We start from the raw sequence: 26,237 nt of genomic DNA on the forward strand, positions 1-26,237 counted from the left end.
CGATGTCTCAGACCTCGCTGAGCTGATCCCAGTGGCTCAGATCCGCTTGGCTCACCAGTGCTACGCCTTCGGCGAGTTCCCGGACGATGCGTTGCTGTAGTTGCTCACTGAGCAGTCGCTGCTGCAGTATTCGCAGGGCCTCGTTCATTGCCTCGCCCAGGGGGATGTGTGCTTCTTCCCGGAACCAGCGCACCAGTGCAGCCTCCACGTGCACCATCACGATCTGCTTATCTACCAACTACACCATAAAGAAGCGCTACTTGTTTGTGGTTCGTGTCTTCGAGTGGCTTCGCTGAGCTGGCTCAGCTTGCAGTGCCGAGCAAACTGATCCCATGCCGATGAGCTCTCACGACGCCAATCTCCTGCACTCGTCTGAAGCGGATCAGGCCCTTGAGCCTCTTCAGGCGCAACGACGTCTGGGCTTCCTGCAGGCTCAGGCGGTGCTCGATGCCGACTTGAAGGCCCACTTCGCGGCCGAGATCGGGACGATGTTCGCAGCTTGAATCCGCGATGGCTCGAGCCCCAGCGGATCTATCGAGTGGCGTCCCAGCAAGTGGTGTAACTCGGGGGGATCAGCCCCGGCGTAGCCGGGGCTGACGGCTCGCTTCCCTCACGTCTGTGCTGTGGCAATGGGTGGGCCGGTCTGTGACCCTGTTCGGAGCACTACCACCAAACCGAACACAGACCATGACCCGCACCCATAGTGGCGCCTCCGAGCTGGGTCAGCTCATGGAGGGCACCACCGCTGGCGCCCTGATCCTTGAGATTGTGCGCCGGGGTTTCCAGGATCTGCTGGAAGCCGAGGTCTCCGCTGCCATTGGTGCCACGCGCCATGAGCGCTGCCCTGACGAGCGCTCCACCCACCGCAACGGCTACCGCGAGCGGGTGCTCACCACCCAGGTGGGCGATCTCAGCCTGGCTATCCCCAAACTGCGTCAGGGCAGCTTCTTCCCCGACTGGCTCGAGCCGCGCCGCAGGGTCGACAAAGCTCTTTACGCCGTGGTGATGGAGGCCTACACCGGCGGCATCTCCACACGAAAGGTCGATTCACTGGTCGAGGCGCTGGGCGGGGCGAGCGGCATCTCCAAATCGGAGGTGAGCCGCATCTGCGCTGGGCTCGACGAACAGGTGAAAGCCTTTCTGGGCCGGCCACTTGACCACGCCCGCTTTCCCTACGTCTACCTCGATGCCACCTATCTCCATGGCCGGCTCGGCCGCAACATGCAGGTGGTGTCAAGGGCGGTGGTGGTGGCGATCGGCATCAATGCCCTCGGCTATCGGGAGGTGCTCGGTATCGCCGTGGGAGACAGCGAAGCTGAAGGCTTCTGGCGGCAGTTCCTGGGTTCGCTCAAGGAGCGCGGCCTGGACGGTACCCGGCTGGTGATCTCAGACGCCCACCTGGGGCTGACCGCGGCGATCAAGCGGATGTTCCAGGGCTGCTGCTGGCAACGCTGCCGGGTGCACTTCCTGCGCAACATGCTGTCCCACGTGCCCAAAGCGGGCCAAGACATGGTGGCGGCGGCCATGAAAGCGGTGTTCGTGATCCAGGCACCGGATCAGGTGCGTGCCCACTGGCAGCGGGTCACCGAAATGCTGCGCAAGCAGTTCCCCACCGCTGTGCCGGTGATGGAAGCCGCCCGTGACGACGTGCTGGCCTTCCTCCACTTCCCACAGGAGCACTGGCGCAAGGTCTGGAGCACCAACCCGCTTGAGCGCCTCAACAAGGAGATCAAGCGGCGCACCAACGTCGTGGGGATCTTCCCCAACGACGCGTCGATCGTGCGGCTGGTTGGCGCTCAGCTACTGGAACAGCAGGAGGAATGGCAGCTGGAGCGCCGCCGCTTCTTCTCTGAGGCCACCATGGCCAAGATCCCGGAGCCAGAAGAGGCCCTGGAGCTCGCCGATGGTGAAGGCGCTGATGAGGAACCTGGAACACTCAGCTGAACATCGCCACCAATGCTTCCGTCAACACAGAACAGAGCGATTGCTGAATTGCACATTCAGCGATCAGGATTCATAGTGGATGAATGGAGCTGAGCAATCAGCTTCCAGGCAGTCATCCTCTGACTGCTCCTGTTCACCCTCCGGAAAGGGTCACAGGACCACCTGAGTTACACCACTCAGAGGGGCGCTACCATCTATCGGGATCCCTTCAATCGGTCGTTGGTTGTGGCGGCCTGTACAACCGGCTGCTGGTTGATCCCTGCGGACACCACCCTGTTGGCTTACGGGCTGGCTGGGCGCTTGACTCAGGGCGTTGATCCGCGTGATGTGGGAATCGGGCTGAGCCCTTACGGCATCAATGAATCCTCACGCTCCAGGATTTCATCCCAAGGCTGTCGGAAAACTCCCAGCTCAAGAACTTATAGACGCCGTCGTCGTCTCGTTCTTCTCCGTCAATGTAGATGGATGCCTCGCGTGGGAATGCGTGATTGTCAGCGCTGATCTTGATGGACTCACCGCCTTTAGAAATAACCCCCTGTACATCTTTGCTGTCTCCCTCTGAATAGCCAGCAACCTGAAATCCTTGCTCATTATAAATCGATACTTCATCGTACTTAAATTGAGGGCTTGATAGCTTGGCGCGAACTTCGCTACTGGATTTGTTGGTGACAATAATCCTTGTTGATTCGTAGCTGAGGCCGCCGTTCATATCGCTGGCATCCAACTGATAGTGCCTTGTATCCCCGTAGGTGATATCTCCGGCGAATTCCGAACTCCAGCCATGGTTGGCAATAAAGAACCGCGCATCGGTCAGATTAGCACTGCGCATGTTGTTGTTTTCAAAGAAGCTCGGAATCCAGATGACTTCGCTCACGGGGACCACGGGTGTCCCCCACTCCGATTCCATTGAGGTGAGATTGGCTCCCTCTAGGTTGTTGCCCTTGACATTAGAGGCGAAAAATGTCACATGGCTCCAGTCTGCGGCTTTGAGGTCGCGGCCGATGACATTCACTTCTTTATAGTATTTCCCTGGTTCTGGAGTGACGTCATCGTTGCCTAACGATGTCCTCGAATCTCTTGATTGGCTGTTCAGCGATTGACCTTGCAGTTCTATTGAAGCGCTTTGCGAGCGTCCATAGAGATTCTCGTATTTGATGTCAGCGAGATTGCTTGATGTGTCTGATTTGTGTTTCTTGCTGAGGAGGTTGATCGACTTTGAGCGCACGAAGCCGAAGTTGCCATCGGTGTTGCTCGGATCCTGGCCGTATCGGGAGTTGAGCGAAAAGTGAAGGCGCTTGAGTTCTGCAGGATTGACCTCCAGTGTATTCGCTACACTCATATTGATTTTTCCGGTTATTTTGTCTTTGCCGTTGTAGTCGATGTCGCGGCGGTCTGCATCGGCTGCGATATACTTTCCATCTTCTGTCGTTGAGCCTGCCAGCCTGAAGGTGAGTTCATTGCCGTAATTTCTGAATTGGCTGAGGTGTAGGTCGTCCAGCGAGTAAGATAGCTTGAGATTTCCCGTAATCGGGTCATAGTCGCTGGAGGTGATTTCGATCTCTCCGTTGTTGGCAGGGGCAAACCAGGCGATGCCTTGATTTTTCCAGCCAGCCTCAACACGCTCTTTGACCAGGTTCTTGTCTGAGAGCCAGGTCAGGTCTCCCGTGGATTTGTTTTTTAGCTGATAAATTGGGTCGAGACCTTTCCCTTTTTTATCGCTGGCGTCGAATGTTGTCCCCTTGTTGACCCATCCCTTGCCTTCAAGTCTGCGTGTCTTCTTGGATTCCAGGCCCCAGAAGTGTTGCCCACTGTCCTTGTTGAAGAGGTGAAAAACGGGGCTGGCGCTGTCGCCAAGGTAGGAGTCAAATCCTGACGCGGTAATTTCCCATCCTTGGCTTACGAGTCGATTGACCTTGCCAGGGCTTGTCGCAAAGTAAAACTGCGATTCGTCGTTGACAAGGCGAGTTAGCGACTCTTCCATTGGAAAATGAGTACAGCACTAATGACGGTACTCACTGCATCTGCTTCGCTTTGTTCCCATCCTTTTTTCTTCGCTTTTGCTCAGGCCGCCAGGTTGCGGAAGCGGGTGTACTGGGGCTCGAATAGCAGCTTCACCGTGCCCACCGGGCCGTTGCGGTGCTTGGTCACGATGATTTCGGTGATGCCGCGATCGGGGGTATCGGGGTTGTAGTACTCGTCGCGGTAGATCATCAGCACCAAGTCGGCGTCCTGCTCGATCGAGCCCGATTCCCTGAGGTCGGAGAGCATTGGGCGTTTGTTGGTGCGGGCCTCCACGCCGCGGCTGAGCTGGGAGAGGGCAATGACTGGCACGTTGAGTTCGCGGGCCATCTGCTTGAGGCCGCGGGTGATGCGCGAGAGCTCCTGCACGCGGTTGTCGGAGCCGCTGCCTTCCATCAGCTGGAGATAGTCGATCACCACCAGCCCAAGTTCCTTGCCGGATTCGGCCATCAGCCGCCGGCAGAGCGAGCGCATTTCGAGCACGCCGGCGTTGGGTTTGTCGTCGATGTAGATCGGCATCTGGCCCAGGGTGCTGATGCCCTGGCCGAGCAGCGGCCATTCCTCCGGTTGCAGGCGGCCGGTGCGCAGGCGGCCGCTCTCGATCCCCACTTCCATCGCCAGCAGGCGGTAGGTGAGCTGCTCTTTGCTCATCTCCAGGGAGAACACGCACACCGGCAGCTGGTGCAGCTGGGCCACGTTCTTGGCCAGGTTGAGCGTGATCGCGGTTTTACCCATGGCGGGGCGGCCGGCAATGATGATCAGATCGCTGCGCTGCAGCCCCTGGGTCATCGCGTCCAGGTCGTAGAAGTTCACCGGGATGCCGGCTACGGCGGTGCCCAGCGAGCGGCTTTCGATCTCGTTGAAGGTGGCGGTGAGGATCTCGGCGGTGGGGGTGAGGCCGACGCTCGGCTTCTCCTGGCTGATGGCAAAGATCTTCTGCTCCGCTTCATCGAGCACCTGCTCCATCGGCTTGCTCTGATCGAAGCCCAACTGGATCACCTCGTTGCCCGAGCGGATCAGCTGGCGACGCAGAAATTTGTCCATCACCAGGCGGGCCACCTGGTCGATCGAGGCGGTGGAGAGGGTGCGCTCCACCAGTTCCACCAGCCGGCTGCTGCCGCCCACCTTCTCCAGAGCACCGGTGTCCGCCAGCCAGGCGGTCATCGCCGTGAGGTCGGTGGGTTTGCCCTGGCCGTGCAGCATCAGGGCGGTGCGGTAGATCTCGCGGTGGGCCGTGAGATAGAAGGCCTCCGGCTGCAGCACATCCGCCACCCGGCCGATGGCGTCTGGGTCGAGCAGGATGCCGCCCAACACGGCTTCTTCCGCCTCGAGGTTTTGAGGCGGCACCCCATCGGGCATCGCCTCGAAGCTGGCCTCATCCCGCGGGCGGCCGCGGGAGCCAGGCCGGCGGCCCTGGCCCTCCTCAGGGTCGAGGTTGCTGAGGGGAACGCTCACCATGACCAGTTGCCGCCTGCGGAATCAAAAAACCGCCAGACCCTGAAGGGCCTGGCGGCAAAGGGGGGCACCATTCTCTCGCGCTGCCCAGAGGCTGCAAGAGCGGTGTGGACGTGCTGCGCGATCGCGATCAGCTGAATCAGTGGCTCACCACTTCCAGATTGATCTCAGCGGTCACTTCGCTGTGGAGCTTCACCTGCACCTTGTAGCTGCCGGTGCGGTGGATTTCCGGAACGATGATGTCGCGGCGATCCACCTCTTTCTTGGTGGCGGCTTCGATCGCCTCAGCCACGTCGCCGTTGGTCACGGTGCCGAACAGCACGTCGTCACCGCCGGTTTGCTTCTTCACGGTGAAGCGGCCGATGGTGTCGAGGGCGGTGCGGAAGGCCACAGCATCAGCCTTGAGAGCGGCCTGGCGCTCGGCTTCCTTGGCGCGGCGGTGCTCCACCTGACGCATCACTGCAGGCGTGAGGGGCACAGCCTTGCCCTGGGGCAGGAGGAAGTTGCGGGCATAGCCGGGGGCAACTTCCACCAGATCGCCGTCCTTACCCAGGCTGAGGACGTCCTCGCTGAGGACCACGGAAACGCGCTTGGCCATGGGATCTACGAACTAACGATCGACAATTGGGGCGATGAATGAGCCTACGCCACAGGTGCATGAGCCTGGTTGACCAGTGGTGCTGGCAGGCGCACCTGGGTGGCGAGGCCGAGGCGCTGCAAGGCGCTGATGTGCATCCAGGTGAGGTCAGGCTCGCGGCGGCCCCAGCCGTGGCGGGCGGAATGGGGATAGGCGTGGTGGGTGTTGTGCCAGCCCTCACCGAAGGTGACCGCGGCCACCCAGGGGTTGTTGCGGGAGCCGTCGCCGCTGTCGTGGAGCACGTAGCCCCAGCGGTGGGTGGCGGAGTTCACCAGCCAGGTGGCGTGATACACGAGCACCAGGCGGAGTGGGATGCCCCAGAGCACCAGGGCCCAGCCGCCAGCGCCCGTTGCCGTGCCGATCCAGAACAGCAGACCGGCCAGGGGTAGCTGCAGCAGAAGGAAATTGTTGTTCAGCCAGCGGTAGTAGGGGTCGGCGGTGAGATCGCCAGTGAGGCGAGGCACAGCGCCCATGGCCGGGATCGACTTGAACATCCAGCCCATGTGGCTCCACCAGAAGCCGCGATGGCTGTTGTGGTGATCCGGTTCCGTATCGGAAAACTTGTGGTGATGGCGGTGCAGGCCCACCCAGTCGATCGGGCCGTGCTGGCAGCTGAGGGCGCCGCAGGTGGCGAAGAAGCGCTCCAGCCACAGGGGTACTCGGAAGGCGCGGTGGCTGAGCAGACGGTGGTAGCCGATGGTGACGCCAAGGCAGGCGGTGAGCCAATAGAGCACCACCAGCGTGGCCACCGCTGCGACGCTCCAGAACTGGGGCAGCAGGGCCACCACGGCCAGGGCGTGAAGGGCAACCATGAAGCCGATCACGGCCCAGTTGCGCCCCTGGGAAGGCGTGGCAACTGGGGCCGTGCCGTGTTGCGCGCCGTGCGGCCGGTGCAGATGCTGCACGCTGGCGCGGCTGGTGATGGTGGCCGTCATGGCCCCTCCGGTTGTGTCCGATAAAATGGTAGCAGTACGGATCCGTATCGAGTGGATTATCGAAGCGAACTCGAAGCGGGTCGCGATGCGTTCGGCCATCTGATCAAGGTGTGGCATGAGCGCAATGCTTGGAGCCAGCGGGTGTTGCCGGCCTTGGCGGATGCGCTGGATCTCGGCCGGGTGCACAACTCCCAGCTCTCCAACTTGCGCAATCGCAAGCTCGCCTCCCCGGGGCCGGAGCTGTTCGTGGCCTTGGGGCGGATCAATCAACTGTTGGCCCAAAGTGCAGGACCAGCTGGCCTGTCGGGGGGGCTCGCTGAGCAGCTGGCTGAGCAGCCCGAATTGCTCGCAGCCCTCCAGGCTTCAGCGCTGCCTTTGCTGGCCGACGACGGCTCAGCCTTGGGGCCAGCCCAGCTGTTTGAGATTTTCGTGGGCCTGCGCCCGCTGCCGAGCGCGTTTGATTTGCGCATTCAGGCATCGGAGGCGGCTGGTCTGAGTGCGGCGCTGGCGGAGCTGTTTACGGCGGGGCGGCCTTGGCGCCTGTGCCGTGAACAGGTGCTGGCCGCCTATCCGGCTGAGAAACGGCAGCGGCGTGAGCGCTTCGCTGAGGTGATGGCCGGCCAGCGGGACTACACCGCTGAGGAGCTGGATGGTGAACTCGGCGACCTGCGCCTCACCTTGGCGGCCATGGGGGCGGCGGCTGAGGAGGAGCTGAGTGCTGATCAGTTTCTGGAGCTGCTGCGCCAAAAAGCCCGGCTGCTGCTGCAACCGGGCTCGGGTGATCAGGCTCTCGATCTGGCCGAGGCAATCCGCCGTGAGCTTCAGGCGGGGTAGCGCGCCTCGCGGATGCGCTTGGCCCAGCCCAGCGTTCGCAGCAACTTGATGTGCTGCCAGGTGATGTCGAACTCAAACCAGCGCAGGCCGTGGCGGGCGCTGGAAGGGTGGGCGTGGTGGTTGTTGTGCCAGCCCTCGCCGAAGCTGAGGATCGCCACCCACCAGCAGTTGCGTGAGAGGTCGGGGCAGTCGAAGTTGCGATACCCGAAGGCGTGGGTGGCGGAGTTCACCAGCCAGGTCACGTGATACACGAGCACGAGGCGCAGCGGAATCGCCCACAGCACCAGGCCCAGGCCGCCGCCGTGCACGTTGGCGGCGTTGCCGTACCAATAGAGAGCAGCGCCCAGGGGGATCTGCAGGAGCAGGAACCAGCGATCGAGCCAGCGATAGAAGGGGTCCTGGAGCAGGTCGCCAGTGAAGCGGTGCAGTTCCCTGATGGCGGGGATGTCGTGCAGCATCCACTCGCTATGGGCCCACCAGAGGCCGCGGGCCGCGTCGTGGTGGTCGTTGGGTTGGTCGGAAAACTTGTGGTGGTGGCGATGCAGGCCCACCCACTCGATCGGGCCGCTCTGGCAGGCCAGGGTGCCCATCAGCACCAGCACGCGCTCCACCCATTTGGGAGCGACGAAGCTGCGGTGGGCCACGAGGCGATGCAGGCCGAGGGTCACCCCCAGCACGGTGGCCCAGTAGAGAATCGCCAGCGCCACGAGGCCCTGCCAGCTCCAGTACTGCGGCAGCAAGGCAAACACCGCTCCCACGTGGATGGCGAGCATGAAGCCAGTGGTGCCCAGCTTGTATTTCTTCTGGCTGCGGGGCAGTGGTGCGCGGGGGACCACGAGGGCTGCCCGCATCCGGGCTTCCTGCGCGTCGCTGTAGCTGCCTGACCCACCCTCCAGGTCAGCGCTGGTGCGCTGGGCGCGTGCCGCGGAGGCGGTGTCTGGGGCTAAGACCAAAGTGAACTCCTCAAGGATGCGCAGGCGCCGGTTCGCTCGGGGGCCTCGTGACCCCGCGCACCACTGCCTGGGTGCCCCGCTGTAGCCGAGGCACCAATCCGAAAAAATCTAGACGGATGGTTGAGCGTCACGCGGCCGGCAGCATGGAGATTCGTTGTTTCTTGCCATGAGCGCATCCCATCAGGCCTGGGCTTCCGATCAGCTGGCTGCCGCGCTCGAGCGCACCACCGCCCTGGCTCGTGAGCGCCGGGCCGGGGTGAAGCCTCGGCTGAAGCGGGTGCTGCAGGCCTTCAGTGCCGAGAGGCTGGGGGTGCATCACTTCGCCTCGGTGAGTGGCTACGGCCACGGTGATCTGGGCCGGGAGGTGCTGGATCGGGTGTTCGCCCAGGTGTTGCAGGCGGAGGCGGCTGCCGTGCGGCTGCAATTTGTCAGCGGAACCCATGCCATCGCTGCCGCGCTGTACGGGGTGCTGCGCCCCGGAGATCGCCTATTGGCTCTCACTGGTCGCCCTTACGACACGCTCGAGGAGGTGATCGGCATCCGTGGCAGCGGCCAGGGCTCGCTGGCGGAGTTCGGCATCGCCTACGACGAGCTCGATCTGCTGGCGGATGGTGGTGTGGATGAAGCGGGCATCGCCGGCGCCCTGGCTGTGCCGACCCGCATGGTGCTCATCCAGCGCAGCTGCGGCTACAGCTGGCGCCCCTCGCTCACCGTGGAGCAGATCGGTCGGCTGGTGGAGCAGGTGAAGGCGATTCAGCCCGACTGTGTGGTGTTTGTGGACAACTGCTACGGCGAGCTGGTGGAGCTGCAGGAGCCCACAGCTGTGGGTGCAGATCTGATGGCGGGCTCACTGATCAAAAACCTTGGCGGCACCATCGCCCCTACCGGCGGCTACGTGGCTGGCCGTGCCGAATGGGTGGAGCAGGCCTGCTGCCGGCTCACGGCGCCGGGTATCGGCAGTGAGGGGGGCACGGGATTTGATCTGCACCGGCTGCTGTTTCAGGGGTTGTTCCTGGCGCCGCAGATGGTGGCGGAAGCCTTGCTGTGCGCGGAGCTCGCCGCGGCTGTGTTCGACGGCCTCGGTTACGCGGTGAAGCCCTTGGTGGGCGGCTTGCGCAGTGATGTGATCCAGGCGGTGCGTTTCGGGGCACCGGAACCGCTCAAGGCGGTGTGCCGTGCGTTTCAGGCCTGTTCGCCTGTGGGCAGCTACCTCGATCCGGTGCCGGCCCCGATGCCCGGCTACGCCAGTGAGCTGGTGATGGCAGGCGGCACCTTCATCGATGGCAGCACCAGTGAGTTCTCAGCCGATGGCCCGCTGCGCGAGCCCTACGTGCTCTACGCCCAGGGAGGCACCACCACAGCCCACGCAGAGCTGGCCCTGGAGCAGGCGTTGCTGGCGCTGGCGGACGGCGGGTGGTGCGGGCCTGCCTAGCCCGCATGCGCCGATTTCCGACAGACTGCAGATCAGCAACCGCCCAGGCGGCCCCATGGCCCTCAGCTATCCCGACGACTGCCGTTATGCCGACAGCCACGAATACGTGCGAGCCGAAGGCGAACTGGTCCGCATCGGCATCAGCGCCTTCGCTGTGGATCAGCTGGGCGACATTGTGTTTGTGGAGCTGCCTGAGGTGGGGGCAGCCCTAGGCCAGGGCAGCAGCTTCGGTTCGGTGGAATCGGTGAAGGCGGTGGAGGAGGTGATCGCTCCGATCAGCGGCACGATCGAAGTGCGCAACGAAGCCGTGCTCGCTAGCCCCGAGGAGTTGCAAAACGATCCCTATGGCGAAGGTTGGTTGCTGCTGGTGCGGCCCAGCGATCCTGCCCAGCTGGACGGTCTGATGGATGCCGCCACCTACAGCGCCAAGGTGGATGGCCACTGAGTTCCGCCCGGCGGCCCTGAGCCCCTTTGTCGCCCGTCACGTTGGCCCTGATGCGGCCGAGCAGGCCCAGATGCTCAGCGATCTCGGCCTGAACGACCTGGAGCAGCTGGTCGCCGAGGTGGTGCCCGACGCGATTCGTCTCGAGCCCCTGGTCGCTGCAGAGGGGTTGCCGGTGGGCTGCAGCGAGGCCGAAGCCCTGGCAGAGCTGCAGCAGATCGCTGCTGCTAACCAGGTGCGCCGCAGCCTGATCGGCCTGGGCTACAGCGACTGCATCACCCCGGCGCTGCTGCAGCGCCACGTGTTTGAAAACCCGGCCTGGTACACCGCCTACACCCCTTATCAAGCTGAGATCAGCCAGGGGCGCCTCGAGGCGCTGCTCAATTTCCAAACCCTGATCAGCGAGCTCACCGCTCTGCCGATCGCCAATGCCTCGCTGCTCGATGAGGCCACCGCTGCGGCCGAGGCGATGAGCCTCAGCTACGGCGCATGCCGCGATGCCAGTGCCCACCGCTTCCTGGTGGATGCCGAGGTGCTGCCGCAAACCTGGGCGGTGTTGCAGACCCGCGCTGAACCCCTGGGTATCGAGCTGCTCAAGGTGCGGCCGGGTGCGCTCCTGGCAGAGCAGGCCCGCGGTGCGGAGCCCTTCGCTGGGGCGTTTGGTCTGCTGGTGCAGCTGCCTGGAGCCCGCGGTGCGCTCTGGAATCCGGTTGAGCTGATCGCCGCCGCCCGCGCCGCTGGAGTGATGGTGACGGCCGCCGTGGATCCCCTGGCCCAGGTGCTGTTGGCGCCAGTGGGCGAGCTCGGCGTGGAGATTGCCATTGGCAGTAGTCAGCGCTTCGGCATCCCTCTCGGGTTCGGCGGCCCCCATGCCGCCTTCTTCGCCACCACCACCACTCATCAGCGCCGGATCCCGGGTCGGTTGGTGGGGCAGTCGCTCGATGCGGAGGGGCGCCAGGCCTTGCGCCTGGCTCTGCAAACCCGCGAGCAGCACATCCGCCGCGACAAGGCCACCAGCAACATCTGCACCGCCCAGGTGTTGCTCGCGGTGATGGCCGGCTTCTACGCGGTGCATCACGGTCCGGCTGGTCTGGCGGTGATCGCCAGGCGGGTGCTGAAGCTGCGGGAGCTGTTGCGCCGTGGCCTTGCGCAACTGGGGCTGGAGGTGGAGCCAGGGCCTGGCTTCGACACAGTGCTGGTGCACAGTTCCCAGCCCGCCGGTCTGCTGGCCGGGGCGGAAGCCGCTGGGTTCAATCTGCGGCCTGAGCTTGATGGCCTCGCAATCAGCCTGGATGAGCGCAGCTCGTTGGCTGAACTGCAGCAGCTCCTGGCGGCGATCGCGCTGGCCGATGCAGCAGGGGCAGTTCCCTCGGTGGTCGAGCTGAACACCTCGCTTGAGCAGGAGCTGGAGGCTTCTGGCTGCAGCGAGGCCCCCGAGCAGCTGCTTTGGGGTGATGCCGTGCCCCAGCGCCATCGGCCCTGGTTGCAACAGGAGGTGTTTCAGCGCTATCGCAGCGAAACGGAGCTGCTGCGCTACATCCAGCGCCTGGCCGCCCGTGATTTTTCGCTGGTGCACGGGATGATCCCGCTCGGCAGCTGCACGATGAAGCTCAATGCCGCTGCTGAGCTGCAGCCGGTGAGCTGGCCTGCCTTTGCCGGGCTGCACCCTTTCGCTCCCGAGGCCCAGAGCGCGGGATACCGGCGCCTGGTGGCGGATCTGGAGCGCTGGCTGGCGGCGATCACCGGCTTTGCCGGTGTGTCACTGCAGCCCAATGCCGGTTCGCAAGGGGAATATGCGGGTCTGCTGGTGATCCGCGCCTGGCACCACAGCCGGGGTGATCAGCAGCGCACGGTGTGCCTGATCCCCACCAGCGCCCATGGCACCAACCCCGCCAGCGCCGTGATGGCGGGCCTGCAGGTGGTGCCTGTGGCTTGCGACGCCCAAGGCAACATCGACCGCGCCGATCTGGCGGCCAAGGTGGAAGCCCATCGCGCTGAGCTGGCGGCGCTGATGGTCACCTATCCCTCCACCCACGGCGTCTTTGAGCAGGGGATCCAGGAGATCTGCGCCTTGGTGCATCAGCACGGCGGCCAGGTGTATCTCGATGGCGCCAACCTCAATGCCCAGGTGGGCCTGGCCAAGCCAGGTCTTTATGGGGCTGATGTGTGTCACCTCAACCTGCACAAGACCTTCTGCATTCCCCACGGCGGAGGTGGCCCCGGTGTGGGTCCGATCGCCGTGGCCAAGCACCTGCTGCCGTTCTTGCCGGGTCACCCACTGGCGCAGGCCTGTGGAGGTGCTCAGGCCATCGGCCCGGTGAGCGCTGCCCCCTGGGGCAGCGCCAGCATCCTCCCCATCAGCTGGATGTATATCCGCTTGATGGGAGGTGCCGGCTTGCGCCAGGCCTCAGCGGTGGCCCTGTTGGCGGCGAACTGGATGGCGGAGCAGCTGGAGCCTCATTTCCCCGTGCTCTACAGGGGGGCAGGCGGCCGCGTAGCCCATGAGTGCATCCTCGATCTGCGCCCGCTCAAGCGCAGCGCCGGCCTGGAGGTGGATGATCTGGCCAAGCGCCTGATGGACTACGGCTTCCATGCCCCCACCGTGAGCTGGCCGGTGGCCGGCACCGTGATGGTGGAGCCCACCGAGAGCGAAGGCCTGGCGGAATTGCAGCGCTTCTGTGCTGCGATGGCGGCAATCCGAGCCGAGGCCGCGGCGATCGAGAGCGGCGCAAGCGATGCGGCCGATAACCCGCTCAAGCGCGCTCCCCACACCCTGGCGGCCATAACCGCCGACGACTGGTCGCGTTCTTACAGCCGCAGCACGGGGGGCTATCCCCTTGGTGTGCAGCAGCTGGCGGCCAAACTCTGGCCGGCGGTGGCCCGCATCGACAACGCTTATGGCGATCGAAATTTGGTGTGCACCTGCCCGTCGGTGGAGGAGCTGGCCACGAGCTTGCCCACCGGGGCTTGATTCTGGCCGGGTTGCGTTTAGATTTCGCCGCAATGAAAAGTGCGGAATTTCTTCCCGCCTTCACCCTTGCTTTGCCGGCAGGATCTGCTGCAACTGCAGGCATCACTAGCCATCGGGTGAAACCGGTACTGGAACGACACCATGAGCTCTGACGACCAAGGCAACACTTCGATCAAACTTTTCACCGATCAAACGTTGCGGGTTGAAGGCACCAACGTGGTGCGTGTTCCTTTCGGCGTGCGTCGTGCGCAACGGGTCCGCCCGGCTCGCCCTGAGCGTTGGGCCACGGTGGTGCTGCCGTTCGTGGCTGGTGGTTCCACCCCGCCACCGCCTCAGGCAGCCTGATTCAGGCGCCAGTCGATTAAGGCCTTCACATCGTCAACTGAGCTGGCTGGTGTTCGGAAAGGCAGCAGCGTCATCGGGCTGCGCTCAGGTCGTACCAGCCAGGTGAGATCGGTCTGCGGGATCAACACAAAGCCGCGGTAGCGCACCACCCAGCGCTGATGAACTGGAGTGGAAGTGGCGGCGGTTGCCATCGCCCAAGGAATCGATTGGTGTTATTTGAGCGCCCAATCGTGCGTTGCAGAGGGTCTTTGGTTTTTCTTCGGGCTTAGATCAAAGCTCTTTACAGAATTAGATCATTCATCGCCAAGAAAACCTGCCATCACTGGGTTTTGCCGATTTTTGGTGCGAGGTTAACACTTAATTTTGGTGTGTTGGGATACAGCACTCTGATCAGGTGATGTGCTGGTTCGGCTGCATCGCGATTCAGTAATTGGCGCCGCTGCGGCGCTGGTGCACGGCGGTGGTGGCGCTGCTGTCGAGCACGGCCCCGGCCTGGGCCTCGGCATAGAGCAGCCAGTGGTCGCCGCATTCCATCCGCTGCTTCACCGTGCACTCCATCCAGGCCAGGGCCTCGGGCAGCACCGGTTGCCCCGTGGGGGTGTGCTCCAGCTCTAGGCCGGCGAAGCGATCAGCGCCCGGCGCAAAGGGCTGCAGAAACTGTTTCATCGCTCCGTTCTCGCGGCCGGCTGCCAGCACGTTGAGCGCAAAGCCGTCGCCCACATGCAGCAGCGCTTCCACAGCGCGGTCTTTCGCCACGGCCACCGTGAGCCCCGGTGGCGAGAAGCTCGCCTGGCTCACCCAGCTGGCCACCATGGCGCCGCTCAGCTGGCTTTCACCACTGCCCTTCACGGTGGTGAGCACGCACAGGGAACCCACCACGCGGCCCAGGGCCAACACGGCAGGGTTGCTGCGGCTTTCGCTCATCCCGCCAGCACCGGCGCTGCGCCGTTGTTCCTTGCGTTGGGTGCTGAGCAGCTGGCGGCCCAGGGCCGTTCCGGTTTCCTCGATGGTTTTCAGGGTGGCGGCATCGGGGCTGAACTTCACCTTGATCGGCTCAAAGGCCAAGCGGAAGCCGCCATCACGCAGCTTGCTCTCGAGCAGATCGAGCGCTTCACCGCTCCAGCCGAAGCTGCCAAACACCCCCACCGGCTTGGCGCGATCGCCTTCGGCCAGCAGCGTGCCCAGTGCTGACACGATCGGTGTGGGTGCATGCCCCCCCAGGGTGGGGGAGCCGATCAACACCGCATCGCAGTTGCGGATTGCCTCCAGCAGTTTCTCGGCTGGGCTGAATTCACAGTTGATGCTCTCCACCCGCACGCCGGTGCGGGCCACGCCCTGCGCTAGCCCGTCGGCGATGGCAGCGGTGTTGCCGTAGGCGCTGGCGTAGAGCAGGGCCACCGAGAGCTTGGCGCGCTCCTGCGTTTCACCCCAGCGGCGGTAATCCACCAGCAGGCTGCGCCAGCTCTCGGCGATGGCTGGGCCGTGGCCGGGTGCAATGGTGCGGATCGGCAGCTCATCGATGCGATCGAGCACCGCTTCCACCTGGCGCACCATCGGCGCCATCAGGCAGTCATAGAAGTAGCGGCGGTCTTCTTCGGTGCTGCTGCGGTTGGCTTCGGCCCAGGCTTCGGTGCAGAGGTGGCCAGCGAAGAACTTGCCACTCATCAGGAGGCCGCTGCCTGCTTCGAAGGCCATCAGCCCACCGGGCCAGCGGGGCGTGGGTGTGGGCAGTAGCGCAAGGGTGCGGCCATCGGCCCGGGTGAGTTCGGTGTCTGTGCGCACCACCTGTAGGGGCGGCAGGGGTGGCAGCGCTTCTGGTTCGGCTGCTGCATCGCTGCCCGGGGGCACGGGCTTGCGCTGATCCCACAGCTCACGCAGCAGCTGGGCGCCGGGGTTGGAGCTGATCAGTGTCAGCTGCGGCCAGCGCTGGGCCAGCTTGCGCAGCAGCTTCACTCGGTTGGGATTGGTGTGGCCCACCACCACCTCCAGCGGGCACGTGGGTGGAACCAAGGCCGCCAGCGTTTCCAGGTAAGGCCCGGCGAAGGAGTCGCCAGGCGGGTGCACCAGCAGCGCGGTGTCGCCGTTGTCTGGGAGGTAGAGAAAGCTGTTGGCGGTGGTGCCCCGCTCGAGGCCGTACTCCACTTCAAAGCGCAGCCGGGTGGGGCTTAAGCCGCGCAGGCACACCAGGCCGGGCTCGATCGGTAGCTGGATGACCTGTCGTTCAGTGTCGTTCCCGGCCATTGTTTCCCCAGCTCTTGCAGCGATTTTACGAAGCTTTCTGAGAGTTCTAGGCCATGTTCCAGCGACACTTTTATGTTTGGCGCGCCTGAGGCCACTGCTGATGTCGACCAATCCGTTTCTTTCCGGTGTTGATGGCCTCGGTGCTGTTGCTGTTGAGCAGTCGCAATGGTTTGAGGCAGGTCGGGGTGATCCGATTGTGATTGGTTTAGAGGCGCCGCTCAGGGGTGACCAACGTGGCAATGGGCGCGATATGTGGCGTGGAGCCAAGTTGGCTGTTGAAGAGTTGAATCGTGAAGGCGGGATTCTCGGGCGTCGGGTGGAGTTGGTGAGAGCCGATGACCGAGCTGATCCTAAGCGTGCTTTGTCTGTGGCGAAGAAGCTGAATCGCATCGATGCTGATGCGGTGATTGGCCCCTACAACTCGGGAGTGGGGTTGATCAATCTCCCCTACTACCTCAAGAAAGAGATCCTGCCTGTGCATCTCACCTCCACCGATGACACCAGTGGAGAGGGGGTGACAGTTCAGCCCAAGAACAGCCAGATCGCTCCGGTGGAGGAGGCCTATATCCTCTCGCAAGGGATCCAGCGTGTGTCGATGTTGGTGGATCCCTCCGCCTACACCGTCGGCATGGCTGATCGCTTGGAAGCATCCCTCACGGCTAAGGGTGTGCAGGTCAAACGCTTCACGATTGCGCCCGGCAGCGCCGATTACAGCGCTGTGATTGAGCAGGCCCTCGCGGTAGATCCTGGCCTGGTGTATGTGAGCACGTATTACCCCGAAGGCAGCTCCATCGCCCGTGGCTTAGAGGCCAGTAATACGGCGGCTCAGCGCTTTTTCGGGCTTGCCAATGTGGATCCAGCTTTCATTGCCGAGGCGGGTCTGAAAGCAGCCCGCAGCAGTGTGTTCAGTGGGGTTCCGGAGGCTGAGCAGCTTCCCCACGCCGATGCCTATGTGCAGGCTTATGAAGAGCGTTTTGATCGCACTCCTGGTGTATGGGGCACCTTCACCTATGACTCGATGAAGGTGTTGGCCGACGCGATGGAAACGGCAGGTACTGCCGCCTTTAAGCCAGCTTTGGATAGTCTGCTGCAGACTCGGAATTACAAAGGTGCCACCGGCAAGATCAGTATTGACCCTCTGACGGGCAACCGGGTGAAGGTGCCTGTCTTCATCCTCAATGTGGATGCGGATGGCGTGTTTGTGCCCAGCTCTGCGCAAGAGGAGGATCCGCAGACGCGTGAGCGCTTGTCGCTATCACTCGATCCCTCTACTGGCTCGCTGAACAGTGCGGCGCTTGGATCTGGAACCAAGCCTGCGCGCTTCTTGAAGGGTACTTGGGTTGGTACGGGCTCGGGTTACAGAAGTGAGGGCTATAAGTCAGAAGGCGACTACAAATTCGTGATCAGCAAGGCTCGTGGTTTTGCTGCTCAAGGCACCAAGCAATACCGCGACGAAGACTCGGGTAAGTGGAGCGAGCCGGAGGCGTGTTACTTCACATTGCTCACTGAGGATGGCGATGGGCAATGGCAAATCAGTGGAGCGGAAGGCGATGGCATTTATCAGGGCACAACCACTGAAGGAGGAGGCCTTATTTTGAATTATCTTGAGGCCGGTGGCGGTGCCGATGACGCCGCATTGCGACTCACGCTGAGCAAGCGCCGCTGATGATGTGAGCGGACCCCGATCGCCTGTGCTCGCGGTCAGTAGTGGTTCCCTACCTTGCGGTGGTGTACGGCGGTTGAGGCCTGGCTATCGGCCACATTGCCCTGCTCCACTTCGGCGTAGATGATCCAGTGATCTGGGCCTTCCATGCGCTGCAGCACGCGGCAGCCGAGGAAGGCCAGGGCATCGCCGAGCACGGGGCCACCCTCGGCTACGCCATCGAGTGTGGACACGCCGGCGAAGCGATCGGCGCCGGGTGGGAAGCGCTTGAGGAAATGGCGCAACAGGCCCTGGTGGTTGTCTTCGCGCAGGATGTTGAGCACGAAGCGATCGCCCACCTGCATCAATGCTTCGATGGCGCGATCTTTGGCCACGGCCACGGTGATTCCGGGCGGCTCGAAGCTGGCTTGGCTCACCCAGCTGGCCACCATCGCTGAGGCCCGCTCTTCCTGCCGGGCGGTCACCACATACAAACCACCGGAGAGGCGGCCAAGTGCTTTATCGAGGTCACCATCCAGCGACTTCATCGCGGCGATGGTTTTGGCGCGGGTGAGCAGCTGGCCCAGGTCGGTGCCGGCTTCTTCACAGCGCTGGTAGTCGTTGCCGTCGGGCACCTGGCGCACCCGTAGCGGCTCAAAGGCTTCCTTCTGGCCTAGACCCCGCAGCTGGGAGGCCACGGTGTCGATCGGTTCGTCATTGCCGCCGTAGGCGTCGTAGGTGGCCACCCACTGCTTGGGTTGCAGGGCCGCCAGCAGCGTGCCGATCGATGCCTGCAGGTCGGCATCGGGGTTGGCGGGCCAGGTGGGCACCACCACGGCGCTGGCTTCGCCGATCAGGGCACTCAGTTCCTGGGCGTCGGTGGCGCGCAGGTCGACCAGTTGCACTTGGGCCTCGGCCTTGCCGATGCCGCGGGCGATGGCCTGGCTGAGCCGGTCGCAGAAGCCGTATTGGCTCACGTAGCAAACGGCGGCGTAAGCCTCTCCTTTGCTGCGGCCTTCACTCCATTCGCGGTAGTCGGAGAGCCAGAGGCTGAGGTGATCGCGCAGTAGCGGTCCATGGCCCACCGCGATGGTGTTGATCGCCGGCAAGGCGTCCATGCGCTTCATGGCCTGGAGCACGCTGCGGGCGTTGGGGCCCATCAGGCAGTCGTAGTAGAAGCGGAAGTCCGGGGCGATGGCGCCGGGATCCACATCAAACAGGTCGTCGGAGCAGTAATGCAGGCCGAAGGCATCGCAGGTGTAGAGGATGCCGGTGCCGTGATCGAAGGAGAAGATTGTGTCGGGCCAGTGCAGGTTGGGAGCGCTCAGAAACTCGAAGCGGTGCTGCACGCCGCTGTCCGGGTTCGTGCCCAGATCCAGCTCCTCGCCGCTCTTCACCGCCCGGCTCTTGAACGGGCGATGCACCTGGTTTTCCAGAAACTGAATCGCCACTTTGGATCCCACAATCTCGATCTCAGGGTTGAGGTCGATCAGGTGCCCGATCAGGCCCGAGTGGTCGGGCTCGGTGTGGCTCACGATCAGGTGATCGATCGCCTTGGGATCGATCTGCTCCTGGAGGATCGGCAGCCAGGTGCTCTCGAACTTGAGGTGGCTGCTATCGATCAGGGCGGTGCGCTCACCCCGCACCAGAAAGCTGTTGTAGGTGGTGCCGTTGCGCAGGCCGAACTCAATATCGAAGCGGCTGCGGTCCCAATCGAGCGAGCGGATCGTGGTGGTGTCAGCCCCGATCGCCTCGCACTGCAGGCTTAGGCGGGGCGTGCTGGCTACAGCTGTCTCAGCCATGGGTCCGCGCGCGGTTGGGGGCAACTGTAGGAAGGGCTCTCGGAATCGGGGTTCGGGTCGTGGGGCCGCTTAACCCCCAGCAAAAAGCCCCGGCACTGAGGCCGAGGCTGGCTCCCGTCTCGGTTGGTGTGATCGCGATGGCGGCGGGGTGCCGCGCTGCCTGGTTCAGCCCTCCACCTTCACGCTCACGCTGGTGAGGGTTTGGGCCTTGGGCACCTGCACAGTGAGCAGCCCGTCGCGGTAAACCGCCTGGACGCCTTCGCGGTTGATGCCTGAGGGGAAGCGGAAGCTGCGGCTCCAGGTGCCATAGCGGATTTCGCTCAGCAGCTTGGCGGGTGTTTGGGTGGTCTCGGTGGCTTCGGTGCGCTCGGGCTGAGGGGCGCGGCGTTCGGCGCTGATCACCAGGTGGCGATCGGTGGCTTTCACATCGATCGAGTCGCGCTCGACGCCGGGCAGCTCCAGGCAGATGCTGTAGCCGGCTTCGGTTTCGTGCACTTCAGCTGCAGGCACGCGCTCGGCGGTTTGGATCTGTTGCTCGAGGCGCTTGAACAGATCGGTTTCGAGGCGGTCGAAGGCAGAGCGGTCGAAGGCGGATTGACGAAGGGTGAGCATGGCTGGTCTTCCAGGATATGCGGGTGCGGGGTGTTCACCCGCAACGCCAATGTGCCCGGCTTGATTGACAGCTAGAAGCGTGAGAACCGACCCATTGAGTGCGGTGCTCACACCCTCAGTTCGGCTGCTACACCAGGGTTGTCGGGAGAGCCGAACGCGTGTTTAAAGCCACCACCAGCTGCTGAACGCCGCCGCCTGGCCGCAGGGCTGATCACCGGGGCCCCAGAGGGTCCACAGGCGGGCGTTGTGGATCTGGAAGCGGCGGCCGCTCTTGCTGATGCGCACGCCGGTGTAGCCCTCGCTGGCGTGTTGCTGCAGGGCGGTGGCGAGCATCCGGGCGCGGCCGGCGCGCTCCTGTGGTTCGGCCGTGAGCCGTGAGGGCATGCCGATCATCTCGGCCCAGGGGCGCTCCCAGAGCTGCAGGGCGGCGGCGTTGGCATAGATCAGCGTGGGATCGGTGCCGCCGTCGTGGGCGAGCACCACGGTGTCGGCCCCGAACAGCTCCTGGGGGGCATGCGTGTTGAGGCCGCCGGCAAGGAGTGGGCGGCCGAAGGCCTTATCAAACGAGCTCAGGATGCAACTAGCCAGGTGTTGTTTGCCCGGCGTGAGCCAGGGGGCCGGCGCCTGGGCGACGGCGAGGCGCCGCAGGCGCCGGCGGCGGGCCTGCAGCATCATGCTCAGCCCGTGTCGGCGTCGCCGTTGTGGCTGCCGGCAGCCATGGCGGTCGCCATGGCGCTGGTGCTGCAGGCCGCCCCATGGGCCTTGAGCTGCTCCACAAACTGCTTGCCGGCTTCGGGGAAGCGGCCGTCTTCCGCCAGAGGTAGCGGACCGGCTTCATCCAGACCTGTATCGCCCTCCATCGCCGGGGTGATCACCACGAGCCCCGGATCAAGGGCTGCGCCGTAGCTCCACCAGCGGTTGGGATCGCGGATGGCGGCGGGAGCGGGATTGAGAGAGCCTTCGGCGGTGGGTGGAGGGGGGGCGTCGGCTGGAGCTGCCTCCTGTGCTGCTTTGGCCTCTTTGGCTTTCTTTGCCAGCAACGCCCGCCGCTTCACCGCCAGATCGCTGAGCAGCTGGGCGCGGGTGCGGCCCCGCAACTGGAAGAGCACGAAGGGGTCTTCACTGAAGCGCTCGCCCATCAGGTAATAGACGGCGCTCACGTGTTTGCAGGGATTGATCTTGTCGGGGCAGGTGCATTCGCTGCGCACCTCCTGCAACTTGAACGGGAACAGGCGGCGGCCGCTGGCGGCGAAGGCGCGTTCGATGTCTTGCGGCATCACGCCGGCTAGAAGCTGGGCCGACCAGCGCGCTTTTTGGCCAAGGGCCTCGAGCACGTAGCCCCAGTCGTCGTCGCTGAGCACATCGAGCCAGAGCTTCACCTTGTAGGGGTCTTCGCCGCTGCCCTGCACGCGGGCATGCACGCGGCGCCCTTCAAAGCGGATCGAGAGCACGTTGCCGCTACGGGCGTACTCCCAGGCGCGCTCGAGCCGTTTCTTGAAGCGATAGCCATTGATCAGCTCCATCCACTGCTCCACCCACCAGGGCTGCTGGCCCAGGCCTTGATCGCCCAGTTGGGTGGTGATGCCGTTGGGGGTGATGGTCATGGCAGAGGAATACCGACTCGCTCGATGTGCTGGCGCAGGCCGTTGTGCTGCAGAGATTCCCAGTGGGTTACATCAAATAGATAGGGGGTGGGCAGTTGGTCGAGGGCGTCGAGGAGGGCGGCACTGCAATTCTCATCGGCGCTGAAGGCCAGGTCGATATCGGAGCCGCGCCAATACCGCCCCATGGCTCTGGATCCATACAACTTCACCCAATGCAGTTGGGGGAAGCGGTCGTGCAGACAGCGGTGGATCGCTTGGAGCGTCTGCTCCGGCAGGCCCGTATCGGAATTCATGGTGTCTCCTCCTCCAGGCGCTGGATCAGGGCGTGACGAAGCCACTGCAGTTCAGCCAGATAGCGGTCGGTGATCAAGCGTGTGGCCTCTGCGGCCCTGGCCTGGTCATCGGTGTGGGTCATCAGATTGCGCTGCTCGAGCATGTCGATCCAGAGCTGACCGTGTTCCACCAGCCCGGTGGCGAAAGCTTGTTTGATCACCTCGCGCGGGAGCTTGGCATCGATCCCGTTCCAGGCCAGCAGATCCTTGAGGGTTTTCCAGCTCAGCTCAAAGCTGAACTCATAGGCCTTGATCAAGGCGATCACCATCAGCTCGTTGGTCGGTATCGCCTGGTGGGCCTCAACCGCCGCCTCCAGCTGCCGCAAGGCCCGTTGCAGGTTTTCAAAGCGTTGTTTCCAGCGCACATCGCTTTGCTCGGGTCCCAGCGGCGTCATCGCGTCAGTCCTCGCTGAGGGTCACCAGGTCCTTGAGCTGGCGCACGTCCATGCCGCCGAGCCAGTCTTCGCCGGAGCCCACGATGTCTTCGGCCAGTTTCGACTTCTCCTTGATCATCCGGTCGATGCGCTCCTCCACCGAACCGCTGGTGATGAACTTGTGCACCATCACGCGGTTCTGCTGGCCGATCCGGTAGGCACGGTCGGTGGCCTGGTTTTCCACGGCCGGGTTCCACCAGCGATCGATGTGGAACACGTGGCTGGCGCGGGTGAGGTTGAGGCCCACGCCGCCAGCCTTGAGCGACAGCAGGAACAGCTGCGGGCCGCGGGGATCGTCTTGGAAGCGGTCCACCATCGCCTGGCGTTCGGCCTTGCTGGTGTTGCCGTACAAGAACGGCACTGGCTGCTTCCACTTCTGCTCGAGGTGGGCCTTGAGCAGATGGCCCCATTCGGCGAATTGGGTGAACAGCAGGGCGCGATCGCCTGCTTCGATCACTTCTTCGAGAATCTCTTCAAGGCGCTGCACCTTGGCGCTGCGGGCGGCGAACTCCTTGAAGAAGCCCACATCGCTGGGGTCGGGATCCTGCTTGAGGGCCAGGGCTGGGTGGTTGCAGATCTGCTTGAGCTTGGTGAGCAGCGCCAGCACCTGGCCGTGCTTTTGCCCCAGTGGAGCCCGGGCGATCGCATCGAGGCTCTCCTCCACGGTTTGGTTGTAGAGCTTTTTTTGCTCGGGGGCGAGCCCCACCCATTCGCTCAGCTCCACCTTCTCCGGCAGGTCGGAAATGATTGATTTGTCGGTTTTCAGGCGCCGCAGGATGAAGGGGCTCACCCGGCTCTTGAGGTCGCGCAGCGACGACATATCGCCATAGCGCTCGATCGGCAGCCGGTAGCGCTGGCGGAAGAAGGGTTCATCGCCGAGCACCTTGGGATTGAGGAAATCCATCAGTGCCCACAGTTCGCTGACGCGGTTTTCCACCGGCGTGCCGGTGAGGGCGATGCGGAAGCGGGGGCCGCATTTGCTGCCTCGCCCGGGGCGGCCCAGATCCCGCGCTGCCATCGATTGTTTGGCGTTGTGGTTCTTGATCGCTTGGGCTTCATCGATCACCATGCCCTGCCAGTCGATCGCTTCGAGCAGTTCGCTGTCGCGCTGGAGCAGGCCGTAGGTGGTGAGCACCAGGTCCACGCCCTTGAGCGCTTTCTTGATCGCTTCGGGGCTGTTGGGCCGGCGCGGGCCGTAGTGCTCGTTCACCACCAGATCGGGGGTGAACGCTGCTGCCTCCCGCTTCCAGTTGGTGAGCACCGAGGTGGGCGCCACAAGCAGCACCGGCCGCTTCAACTCTTGCTCGGCCTTGAGATGTTGCAGGAAGGCGAGCAGCTGAATCGTTTTGCCCAGACCCATGTCGTCGGCCAGGCAGGCGCCCTGATCGAAGCGATGCAGGAAGGCGAGCCAGCCCAGACCGCGCTCTTGATACGGGCGCAGCTGGCCGGCGAAGCCAGGCGGGGCCGGCAGGGGGTCGGGGGCTTTCTGCTGGTGGTACTGCTCGAGCACCGCCTGCAGCCGTGGGCCTGCGGTGAAGGCATGCACGGGCAGGCGCTGCAGGGTTTCGCCTTCGTTGCCGGTGATGCGCAGGGCGTCGTCGAGGCTGAAGGGGGGCTCGGCGGCGCAAAACTTTTCGGCGTTTTTGAGATCAAGGGGCCTCAGCTCGATCCAGGCGCCCTTGTGCTGCACCAGTGGGCTGCGCTTCGCCGCCAGCTTCTCCAGATCGCGCAGGTTGAGGGTGACGCCGCCGATCATGAACTCCCAGCGCCACTCGAGCGTTTCGCCGAGGGTGAAGCCGCGGGATTTTTCGGGTAGCTCGGCGGTGATCGCCAGGCCCAGGCGCGAGGCCAGGCCGCCCGAGAGGCTGGCGGGCAGCACCACGCCCACGCCCACATCCCGCAGGCGGCTGGCGGCGGTGCGCACCAGCACGAAGGCCTCCGCCGGGGTGAGTTGCATCGCTTCGGGGGTGGCGGCATCGAGGCCCCGCTCGATCGGCTCAAACGCCAGCAGCGCTCGGCCCAGACCTTCCAGCAGCAACGCCCCGGGTTGCTCCAGTTGAATTTCACCCAGGGCCAGATTGCCGTCGCCAGCACCCCAGACGATGCCGGCGGGCACCCGCAGGCTGGGGTCGGCCTCGGCCTGCAGCCCGAAGCGCAGTTCCCAAAGCTCCTCCCCCTCGGGCGGGGTGAACAGCTCCAGGCAGGCTCGGGCCGGCGCCACCTTGCCGGCCACGGTTTCGCGCCAGTGGTGGCTGGCGATGGCCAGGCGCTCCTGGTCTTCCTCATCCAGCTGGAGCTTGCCGTCGTGGCTGGACAGCCCCTCCTGCCAGGCCTCCAGCAGCGGATCAAGGCCCTCGCCGCCAGGGGCGAAGGCGGCCCGCAGCTGGCCATCCACCAGCTTCTCCACGATGCTGGCCACCAGCAAACGGTTGGAGCGGGGGCGGCCGCAGGCCAGATGGGTGTCGGCGCTTGAGGCGGCTACCACCTGGGGCATGCGCAGGGCCAGTTCTTCGAGGCGGCGGCGATCGTCTTCGCGGTTGAGCAGGGGCAGCCAGCTGGCCTTGTCATCGGCGGTACCGGGCAGCCAGCGGCCGCGGGCGATCAGGCTTAGGCACCAGCGCTGGAGGTGGCACCACCACAGCAGGTCATCGCCGAGGCCGGCCGCCTCGGTGCCGGACAGTGGCAGCTGATTGAGCCATTCGGCCGCAGGGCCGGGCTTAAGGAACCAACCCTCCAGCTGCCAGGGCCACCAGGTGAGGTCTTTGGGCAGGGGCTCACCGGCTTGCATCGGCAGGCCGCTCCAGGCGGCGGCGGCACTGCTCTTCTGGCCGCGGCTGAGCTGCTGGCGGCTGGGCAGGGTGAGGGTGATGGCGGCTTGGCGCAGGTCTTCCGACCAGAACTGGTTGTCGTCCAGCCAGGTGGCCAGGTCGTCGAGGTTGAGGCTGAGGGGGTGCAACGGCGCTTCGCCGCTGGGGCTCACCGGTTCAGCTACGCGCCAGGTGTCCGCCCAGATGAACAGGCCCGCGCTTGGGGCCTTGCCCTTGGCGAAGCTGCCCTGCGGAACGACGGGCAGCCAGGTGGCATGCAGCAGGCTCATGGAGGCGGGGCCTGGGGAGTCAGGGGCGCGGGATCACGGTGGCCCGTGCTGCGAAAACTCGCGGCAGAACCTGCGATCCGTGCAACACCAGTGCGGCGCCGATCAGCGGCAGCCAAGCACGAACGAGCTCCATCATCACAGTTGGACCGACCTGCGCCAAGGCCGGCAGCCAGGGTTGGGGCAGCGGCCATGGGCTTAGGGGCGGTAAAGCCAGGCTGTGGATGCCGCACACGGCTCCTACCAAACCAGCTTGGAGGTGGCTGTCGTCGGGGTCGGCGCGCTGCAGATGAAAGGCCAGAAGGCCATAGAAGAAGCCGCAGCCTCCGCCGCGTAGTGCTGCCTCCAGGCCCCAGGGCAAGCCAAAGATCAACGCACTCAGCCCGGCCCCCACAGCCCAGCCAATCGAGCGCAGCCTCAGCTGGGCGCGCGATGGACCTGGGGCTGTGGAGGCTTCGCAGCTGCTGGTGGCGGCGGAAGGGGCGCTCATGCTGCGCGATCATGCCCGG

The 26,237-nt window shown here is 64.2% G+C and carries 24 protein-coding genes; 8 read left to right on the forward strand and 16 right to left on the reverse strand.

From position 1 onward, the window contains the following. Positions 1 to 7 precede the first annotated feature (7 nt). Entirely contained in the window at positions 8 to 217 is a 210-nt protein-coding gene (locus KJJ24_RS12600) for a hypothetical protein (RefSeq protein WP_214339214.1), read from the reverse strand. 115 nt (positions 218 to 332) lie between these two features. On the opposite strand from KJJ24_RS12600, the gene KJJ24_RS12605 reads away from it, so the two are divergent. Further along, the gene (locus KJJ24_RS12605; protein WP_214339217.1) at positions 333 to 503 is read left to right on the forward strand and encodes a hypothetical protein; all 171 of its coding nucleotides are present in this window, start codon (positions 333 to 335) and stop codon (positions 501 to 503) included. 184 nt (positions 504 to 687) lie between these two features. Beyond that, positions 688 to 1,944: an IS256 family transposase gene (locus tag KJJ24_RS12610; protein ID WP_214339220.1), complete on the forward strand. Its 1,257-nt coding sequence runs from the start codon at positions 688 to 690 to the stop codon at positions 1,942 to 1,944. A gap of 355 nt (positions 1,945 to 2,299) precedes the next feature. On the opposite strand, the gene KJJ24_RS12615 is transcribed toward KJJ24_RS12610, so the two are convergent. The 4 genes from KJJ24_RS12615 to KJJ24_RS12630 all read right to left on the reverse strand — a co-directional run bounded on the left by KJJ24_RS12615 (position 2,300) and on the right by KJJ24_RS12630 (position 6,990). Further along, positions 2,300 to 3,925 carry a hypothetical protein gene (locus tag KJJ24_RS12615; protein WP_214339223.1) on the reverse strand — a complete coding sequence of 542 codons (1,626 nt, stop codon included), beginning with the start codon at positions 3,923 to 3,925 and terminating at the stop codon, positions 2,300 to 2,302. Positions 3,926 to 4,005: 80 nt separating this feature from the next. Then, the gene (dnaB, locus tag KJJ24_RS12620; RefSeq protein WP_214339225.1) at positions 4,006 to 5,421 is read right to left on the reverse strand and encodes a replicative DNA helicase; all 1,416 of its coding nucleotides are present in this window, start codon (positions 5,419 to 5,421) and stop codon (positions 4,006 to 4,008) included. A 136-nt stretch (positions 5,422 to 5,557) separates the two neighbouring features. After that, positions 5,558 to 6,016, reverse strand: coding sequence for a 50S ribosomal protein L9 (gene rplI, locus KJJ24_RS12625; protein WP_214339228.1), 459 nt, complete (start codon positions 6,014 to 6,016; stop codon positions 5,558 to 5,560). Between the two features lie 44 nt (positions 6,017 to 6,060). After that, positions 6,061 to 6,990 (reverse strand): fatty acid desaturase, encoded by a 930-nt coding sequence (locus tag KJJ24_RS12630; protein WP_214339230.1) that lies wholly within the window; start codon positions 6,988 to 6,990, stop codon positions 6,061 to 6,063. Between the two features lie 51 nt (positions 6,991 to 7,041). On the opposite strand from KJJ24_RS12630, the gene KJJ24_RS12635 reads away from it, so the two are divergent. Next, entirely contained in the window at positions 7,042 to 7,824 is a 783-nt protein-coding gene (locus KJJ24_RS12635; protein WP_214339232.1) for a hypothetical protein, read from the forward strand. Here KJJ24_RS12635 and KJJ24_RS12640 read toward each other — a convergent pair. Then, a complete protein-coding gene (locus KJJ24_RS12640) occupies positions 7,812 to 8,675 on the reverse strand; it encodes a fatty acid desaturase (protein ID WP_214343682.1) in 864 nt (287 codons plus the stop codon). The genes KJJ24_RS12635 and KJJ24_RS12640 overlap by 13 nt on opposite strands. A 268-nt stretch (positions 8,676 to 8,943) precedes the next feature. Here KJJ24_RS12640 and KJJ24_RS12645 point away from each other — a divergent pair, with 268 nt between their 5' ends. From KJJ24_RS12645 to KJJ24_RS12660, 4 genes are all read left to right on the forward strand, one after another. Continuing rightward, positions 8,944 to 10,209 carry a methionine gamma-lyase family protein gene (locus KJJ24_RS12645; RefSeq protein WP_214339234.1) on the forward strand — a complete coding sequence of 422 codons (1,266 nt, stop codon included), beginning with the start codon at positions 8,944 to 8,946 and terminating at the stop codon, positions 10,207 to 10,209. Between the two features lie 55 nt (positions 10,210 to 10,264). Further along, complete coding sequence (gene gcvH / locus KJJ24_RS12650) at positions 10,265 to 10,654, forward strand: glycine cleavage system protein GcvH (RefSeq protein ID WP_214339236.1); 390 nt, start codon at positions 10,265 to 10,267, stop codon at positions 10,652 to 10,654. Further along, positions 10,644 to 13,622 carry an aminomethyl-transferring glycine dehydrogenase gene (gcvP, locus tag KJJ24_RS12655; protein ID WP_214339238.1) on the forward strand — a complete coding sequence of 993 codons (2,979 nt, stop codon included), beginning with the start codon at positions 10,644 to 10,646 and terminating at the stop codon, positions 13,620 to 13,622. The genes gcvH and gcvP overlap by 11 nt, the downstream gene beginning before the upstream one ends. 141 nt (positions 13,623 to 13,763) lie before the next feature. Further along, positions 13,764 to 13,967: a hypothetical protein gene (locus KJJ24_RS12660; protein ID WP_214339240.1), complete on the forward strand. Its 204-nt coding sequence runs from the start codon at positions 13,764 to 13,766 to the stop codon at positions 13,965 to 13,967. On the opposite strand, the gene KJJ24_RS12665 is transcribed toward KJJ24_RS12660, so the two are convergent. Both KJJ24_RS12665 and KJJ24_RS12670 read right to left on the reverse strand, forming a co-directional pair. Next, on the reverse strand, positions 13,955 to 14,158 hold the full coding sequence (locus KJJ24_RS12665) for a hypothetical protein (RefSeq protein WP_214339242.1): 204 nt from the start codon (positions 14,156 to 14,158) through the stop codon (positions 13,955 to 13,957). The two genes, KJJ24_RS12660 and KJJ24_RS12665, sit on opposite strands and share 13 nt — an antisense overlap. A 232-nt stretch (positions 14,159 to 14,390) precedes the next feature. After that, complete coding sequence (locus KJJ24_RS12670) at positions 14,391 to 16,208, reverse strand: diflavin flavoprotein (RefSeq protein WP_214339243.1); 1,818 nt, start codon at positions 16,206 to 16,208, stop codon at positions 14,391 to 14,393. 100 nt (positions 16,209 to 16,308) lie between these two features. Here KJJ24_RS12670 and KJJ24_RS12675 point away from each other — a divergent pair, with 100 nt between their 5' ends. Beyond that, entirely contained in the window at positions 16,309 to 17,874 is a 1,566-nt protein-coding gene (locus KJJ24_RS12675) for a branched-chain amino acid ABC transporter substrate-binding protein (protein WP_214339245.1), read from the forward strand. 35 nt (positions 17,875 to 17,909) lie between these two features. On the opposite strand, the gene KJJ24_RS12680 is transcribed toward KJJ24_RS12675, so the two are convergent. From KJJ24_RS12680 to KJJ24_RS12715, 8 genes are all read right to left on the reverse strand, one after another. Then, positions 17,910 to 19,652, reverse strand: a complete 1,743-nt coding sequence (locus tag KJJ24_RS12680) for a diflavin flavoprotein (RefSeq protein ID WP_214339247.1) — start codon at positions 19,650 to 19,652, stop codon at positions 17,910 to 17,912. A 165-nt stretch (positions 19,653 to 19,817) separates the two neighbouring features. Then, on the reverse strand, positions 19,818 to 20,264 hold the full coding sequence (locus tag KJJ24_RS12685; RefSeq protein ID WP_214339249.1) for an Hsp20/alpha crystallin family protein: 447 nt from the start codon (positions 20,262 to 20,264) through the stop codon (positions 19,818 to 19,820). Between the two features lie 162 nt (positions 20,265 to 20,426). Then, positions 20,427 to 20,936, reverse strand: coding sequence for an MEKHLA domain-containing protein (locus KJJ24_RS12690; RefSeq protein ID WP_214339251.1), 510 nt, complete (start codon positions 20,934 to 20,936; stop codon positions 20,427 to 20,429). Between the two features lie 5 nt (positions 20,937 to 20,941). Beyond that, the gene (locus KJJ24_RS12695) at positions 20,942 to 21,868 is read right to left on the reverse strand and encodes an SWIM zinc finger family protein (RefSeq protein WP_214339253.1); all 927 of its coding nucleotides are present in this window, start codon (positions 21,866 to 21,868) and stop codon (positions 20,942 to 20,944) included. Continuing rightward, a complete protein-coding gene (locus KJJ24_RS12700) occupies positions 21,865 to 22,161 on the reverse strand; it encodes a nucleotidyltransferase family protein (protein WP_214339255.1) in 297 nt (98 codons plus the stop codon). The genes KJJ24_RS12695 and KJJ24_RS12700 overlap by 4 nt, the downstream gene beginning before the upstream one ends. Beyond that, the gene (locus KJJ24_RS12705; protein WP_214339257.1) at positions 22,158 to 22,595 is read right to left on the reverse strand and encodes a nucleotidyltransferase substrate binding protein; all 438 of its coding nucleotides are present in this window, start codon (positions 22,593 to 22,595) and stop codon (positions 22,158 to 22,160) included. The genes KJJ24_RS12700 and KJJ24_RS12705 overlap by 4 nt, the downstream gene beginning before the upstream one ends. Before the next feature lie 4 nt (positions 22,596 to 22,599). Continuing rightward, positions 22,600 to 25,731 (reverse strand): DEAD/DEAH box helicase, encoded by a 3,132-nt coding sequence (locus tag KJJ24_RS12710; RefSeq protein ID WP_214339259.1) that lies wholly within the window; start codon positions 25,729 to 25,731, stop codon positions 22,600 to 22,602. Between the two features lie 19 nt (positions 25,732 to 25,750). Continuing rightward, positions 25,751 to 26,218: a hypothetical protein gene (locus KJJ24_RS12715; protein ID WP_214339261.1), complete on the reverse strand. Its 468-nt coding sequence runs from the start codon at positions 26,216 to 26,218 to the stop codon at positions 25,751 to 25,753. Positions 26,219 to 26,237 lie beyond the last annotated feature (19 nt).

Source organism: Synechococcus sp. LA31 (genome assembly GCF_018502385.1).
Classification (GTDB): Bacteria; Cyanobacteriota; Cyanobacteriia; order PCC-6307; family Cyanobiaceae; genus Vulcanococcus.

Coding starts and splice junctions, on each gene's coding strand:
- KJJ24_RS12600 (WP_214339214.1), bottom strand. CDS start 217: ATGGTGCACGTGGAGGCTGCACTGGTGCGCTGGTTCCGGGAAGAAGCA.
- KJJ24_RS12605 (WP_214339217.1), top strand. CDS start 333: ATGCCGATGAGCTCTCACGACGCCAATCTCCTGCACTCGTCTGAAGCG.
- KJJ24_RS12610 (WP_214339220.1), top strand. CDS start 688: ATGACCCGCACCCATAGTGGCGCCTCCGAGCTGGGTCAGCTCATGGAG.
- KJJ24_RS12615 (WP_214339223.1), bottom strand. CDS start 3,925: ATGGAAGAGTCGCTAACTCGCCTTGTCAACGACGAATCGCAGTTTTAC.
- dnaB (WP_214339225.1), bottom strand. CDS start 5,421: ATGGTGAGCGTTCCCCTCAGCAACCTCGACCCTGAGGAGGGCCAGGGC.
- rplI (WP_214339228.1), bottom strand. CDS start 6,016: ATGGCCAAGCGCGTTTCCGTGGTCCTCAGCGAGGACGTCCTCAGCCTG.
- KJJ24_RS12630 (WP_214339230.1), bottom strand. CDS start 6,990: ATGACGGCCACCATCACCAGCCGCGCCAGCGTGCAGCATCTGCACCGG.
- KJJ24_RS12640 (WP_214343682.1), bottom strand. CDS start 8,675: ATGCGGGCAGCCCTCGTGGTCCCCCGCGCACCACTGCCCCGCAGCCAG.
- KJJ24_RS12645 (WP_214339234.1), top strand. CDS start 8,944: ATGAGCGCATCCCATCAGGCCTGGGCTTCCGATCAGCTGGCTGCCGCG.
- gcvH (WP_214339236.1), top strand. CDS start 10,265: ATGGCCCTCAGCTATCCCGACGACTGCCGTTATGCCGACAGCCACGAA.
- gcvP (WP_214339238.1), top strand. CDS start 10,644: ATGGCCACTGAGTTCCGCCCGGCGGCCCTGAGCCCCTTTGTCGCCCGT.
- KJJ24_RS12660 (WP_214339240.1), top strand. CDS start 13,764: ATGAGCTCTGACGACCAAGGCAACACTTCGATCAAACTTTTCACCGAT.
- KJJ24_RS12665 (WP_214339242.1), bottom strand. CDS start 14,158: ATGGCAACCGCCGCCACTTCCACTCCAGTTCATCAGCGCTGGGTGGTG.
- KJJ24_RS12670 (WP_214339243.1), bottom strand. CDS start 16,208: ATGGCCGGGAACGACACTGAACGACAGGTCATCCAGCTACCGATCGAG.
- KJJ24_RS12675 (WP_214339245.1), top strand. CDS start 16,309: ATGTCGACCAATCCGTTTCTTTCCGGTGTTGATGGCCTCGGTGCTGTT.
- KJJ24_RS12680 (WP_214339247.1), bottom strand. CDS start 19,652: ATGGCTGAGACAGCTGTAGCCAGCACGCCCCGCCTAAGCCTGCAGTGC.
- KJJ24_RS12685 (WP_214339249.1), bottom strand. CDS start 20,264: ATGCTCACCCTTCGTCAATCCGCCTTCGACCGCTCTGCCTTCGACCGC.
- KJJ24_RS12690 (WP_214339251.1), bottom strand. CDS start 20,936: ATGCTGCAGGCCCGCCGCCGGCGCCTGCGGCGCCTCGCCGTCGCCCAG.
- KJJ24_RS12695 (WP_214339253.1), bottom strand. CDS start 21,868: ATGACCATCACCCCCAACGGCATCACCACCCAACTGGGCGATCAAGGC.
- KJJ24_RS12700 (WP_214339255.1), bottom strand. CDS start 22,161: ATGAATTCCGATACGGGCCTGCCGGAGCAGACGCTCCAAGCGATCCAC.
- KJJ24_RS12705 (WP_214339257.1), bottom strand. CDS start 22,595: ATGACGCCGCTGGGACCCGAGCAAAGCGATGTGCGCTGGAAACAACGC.
- KJJ24_RS12710 (WP_214339259.1), bottom strand. CDS start 25,731: ATGAGCCTGCTGCATGCCACCTGGCTGCCCGTCGTTCCGCAGGGCAGC.
- KJJ24_RS12715 (WP_214339261.1), bottom strand. CDS start 26,218: ATGAGCGCCCCTTCCGCCGCCACCAGCAGCTGCGAAGCCTCCACAGCC.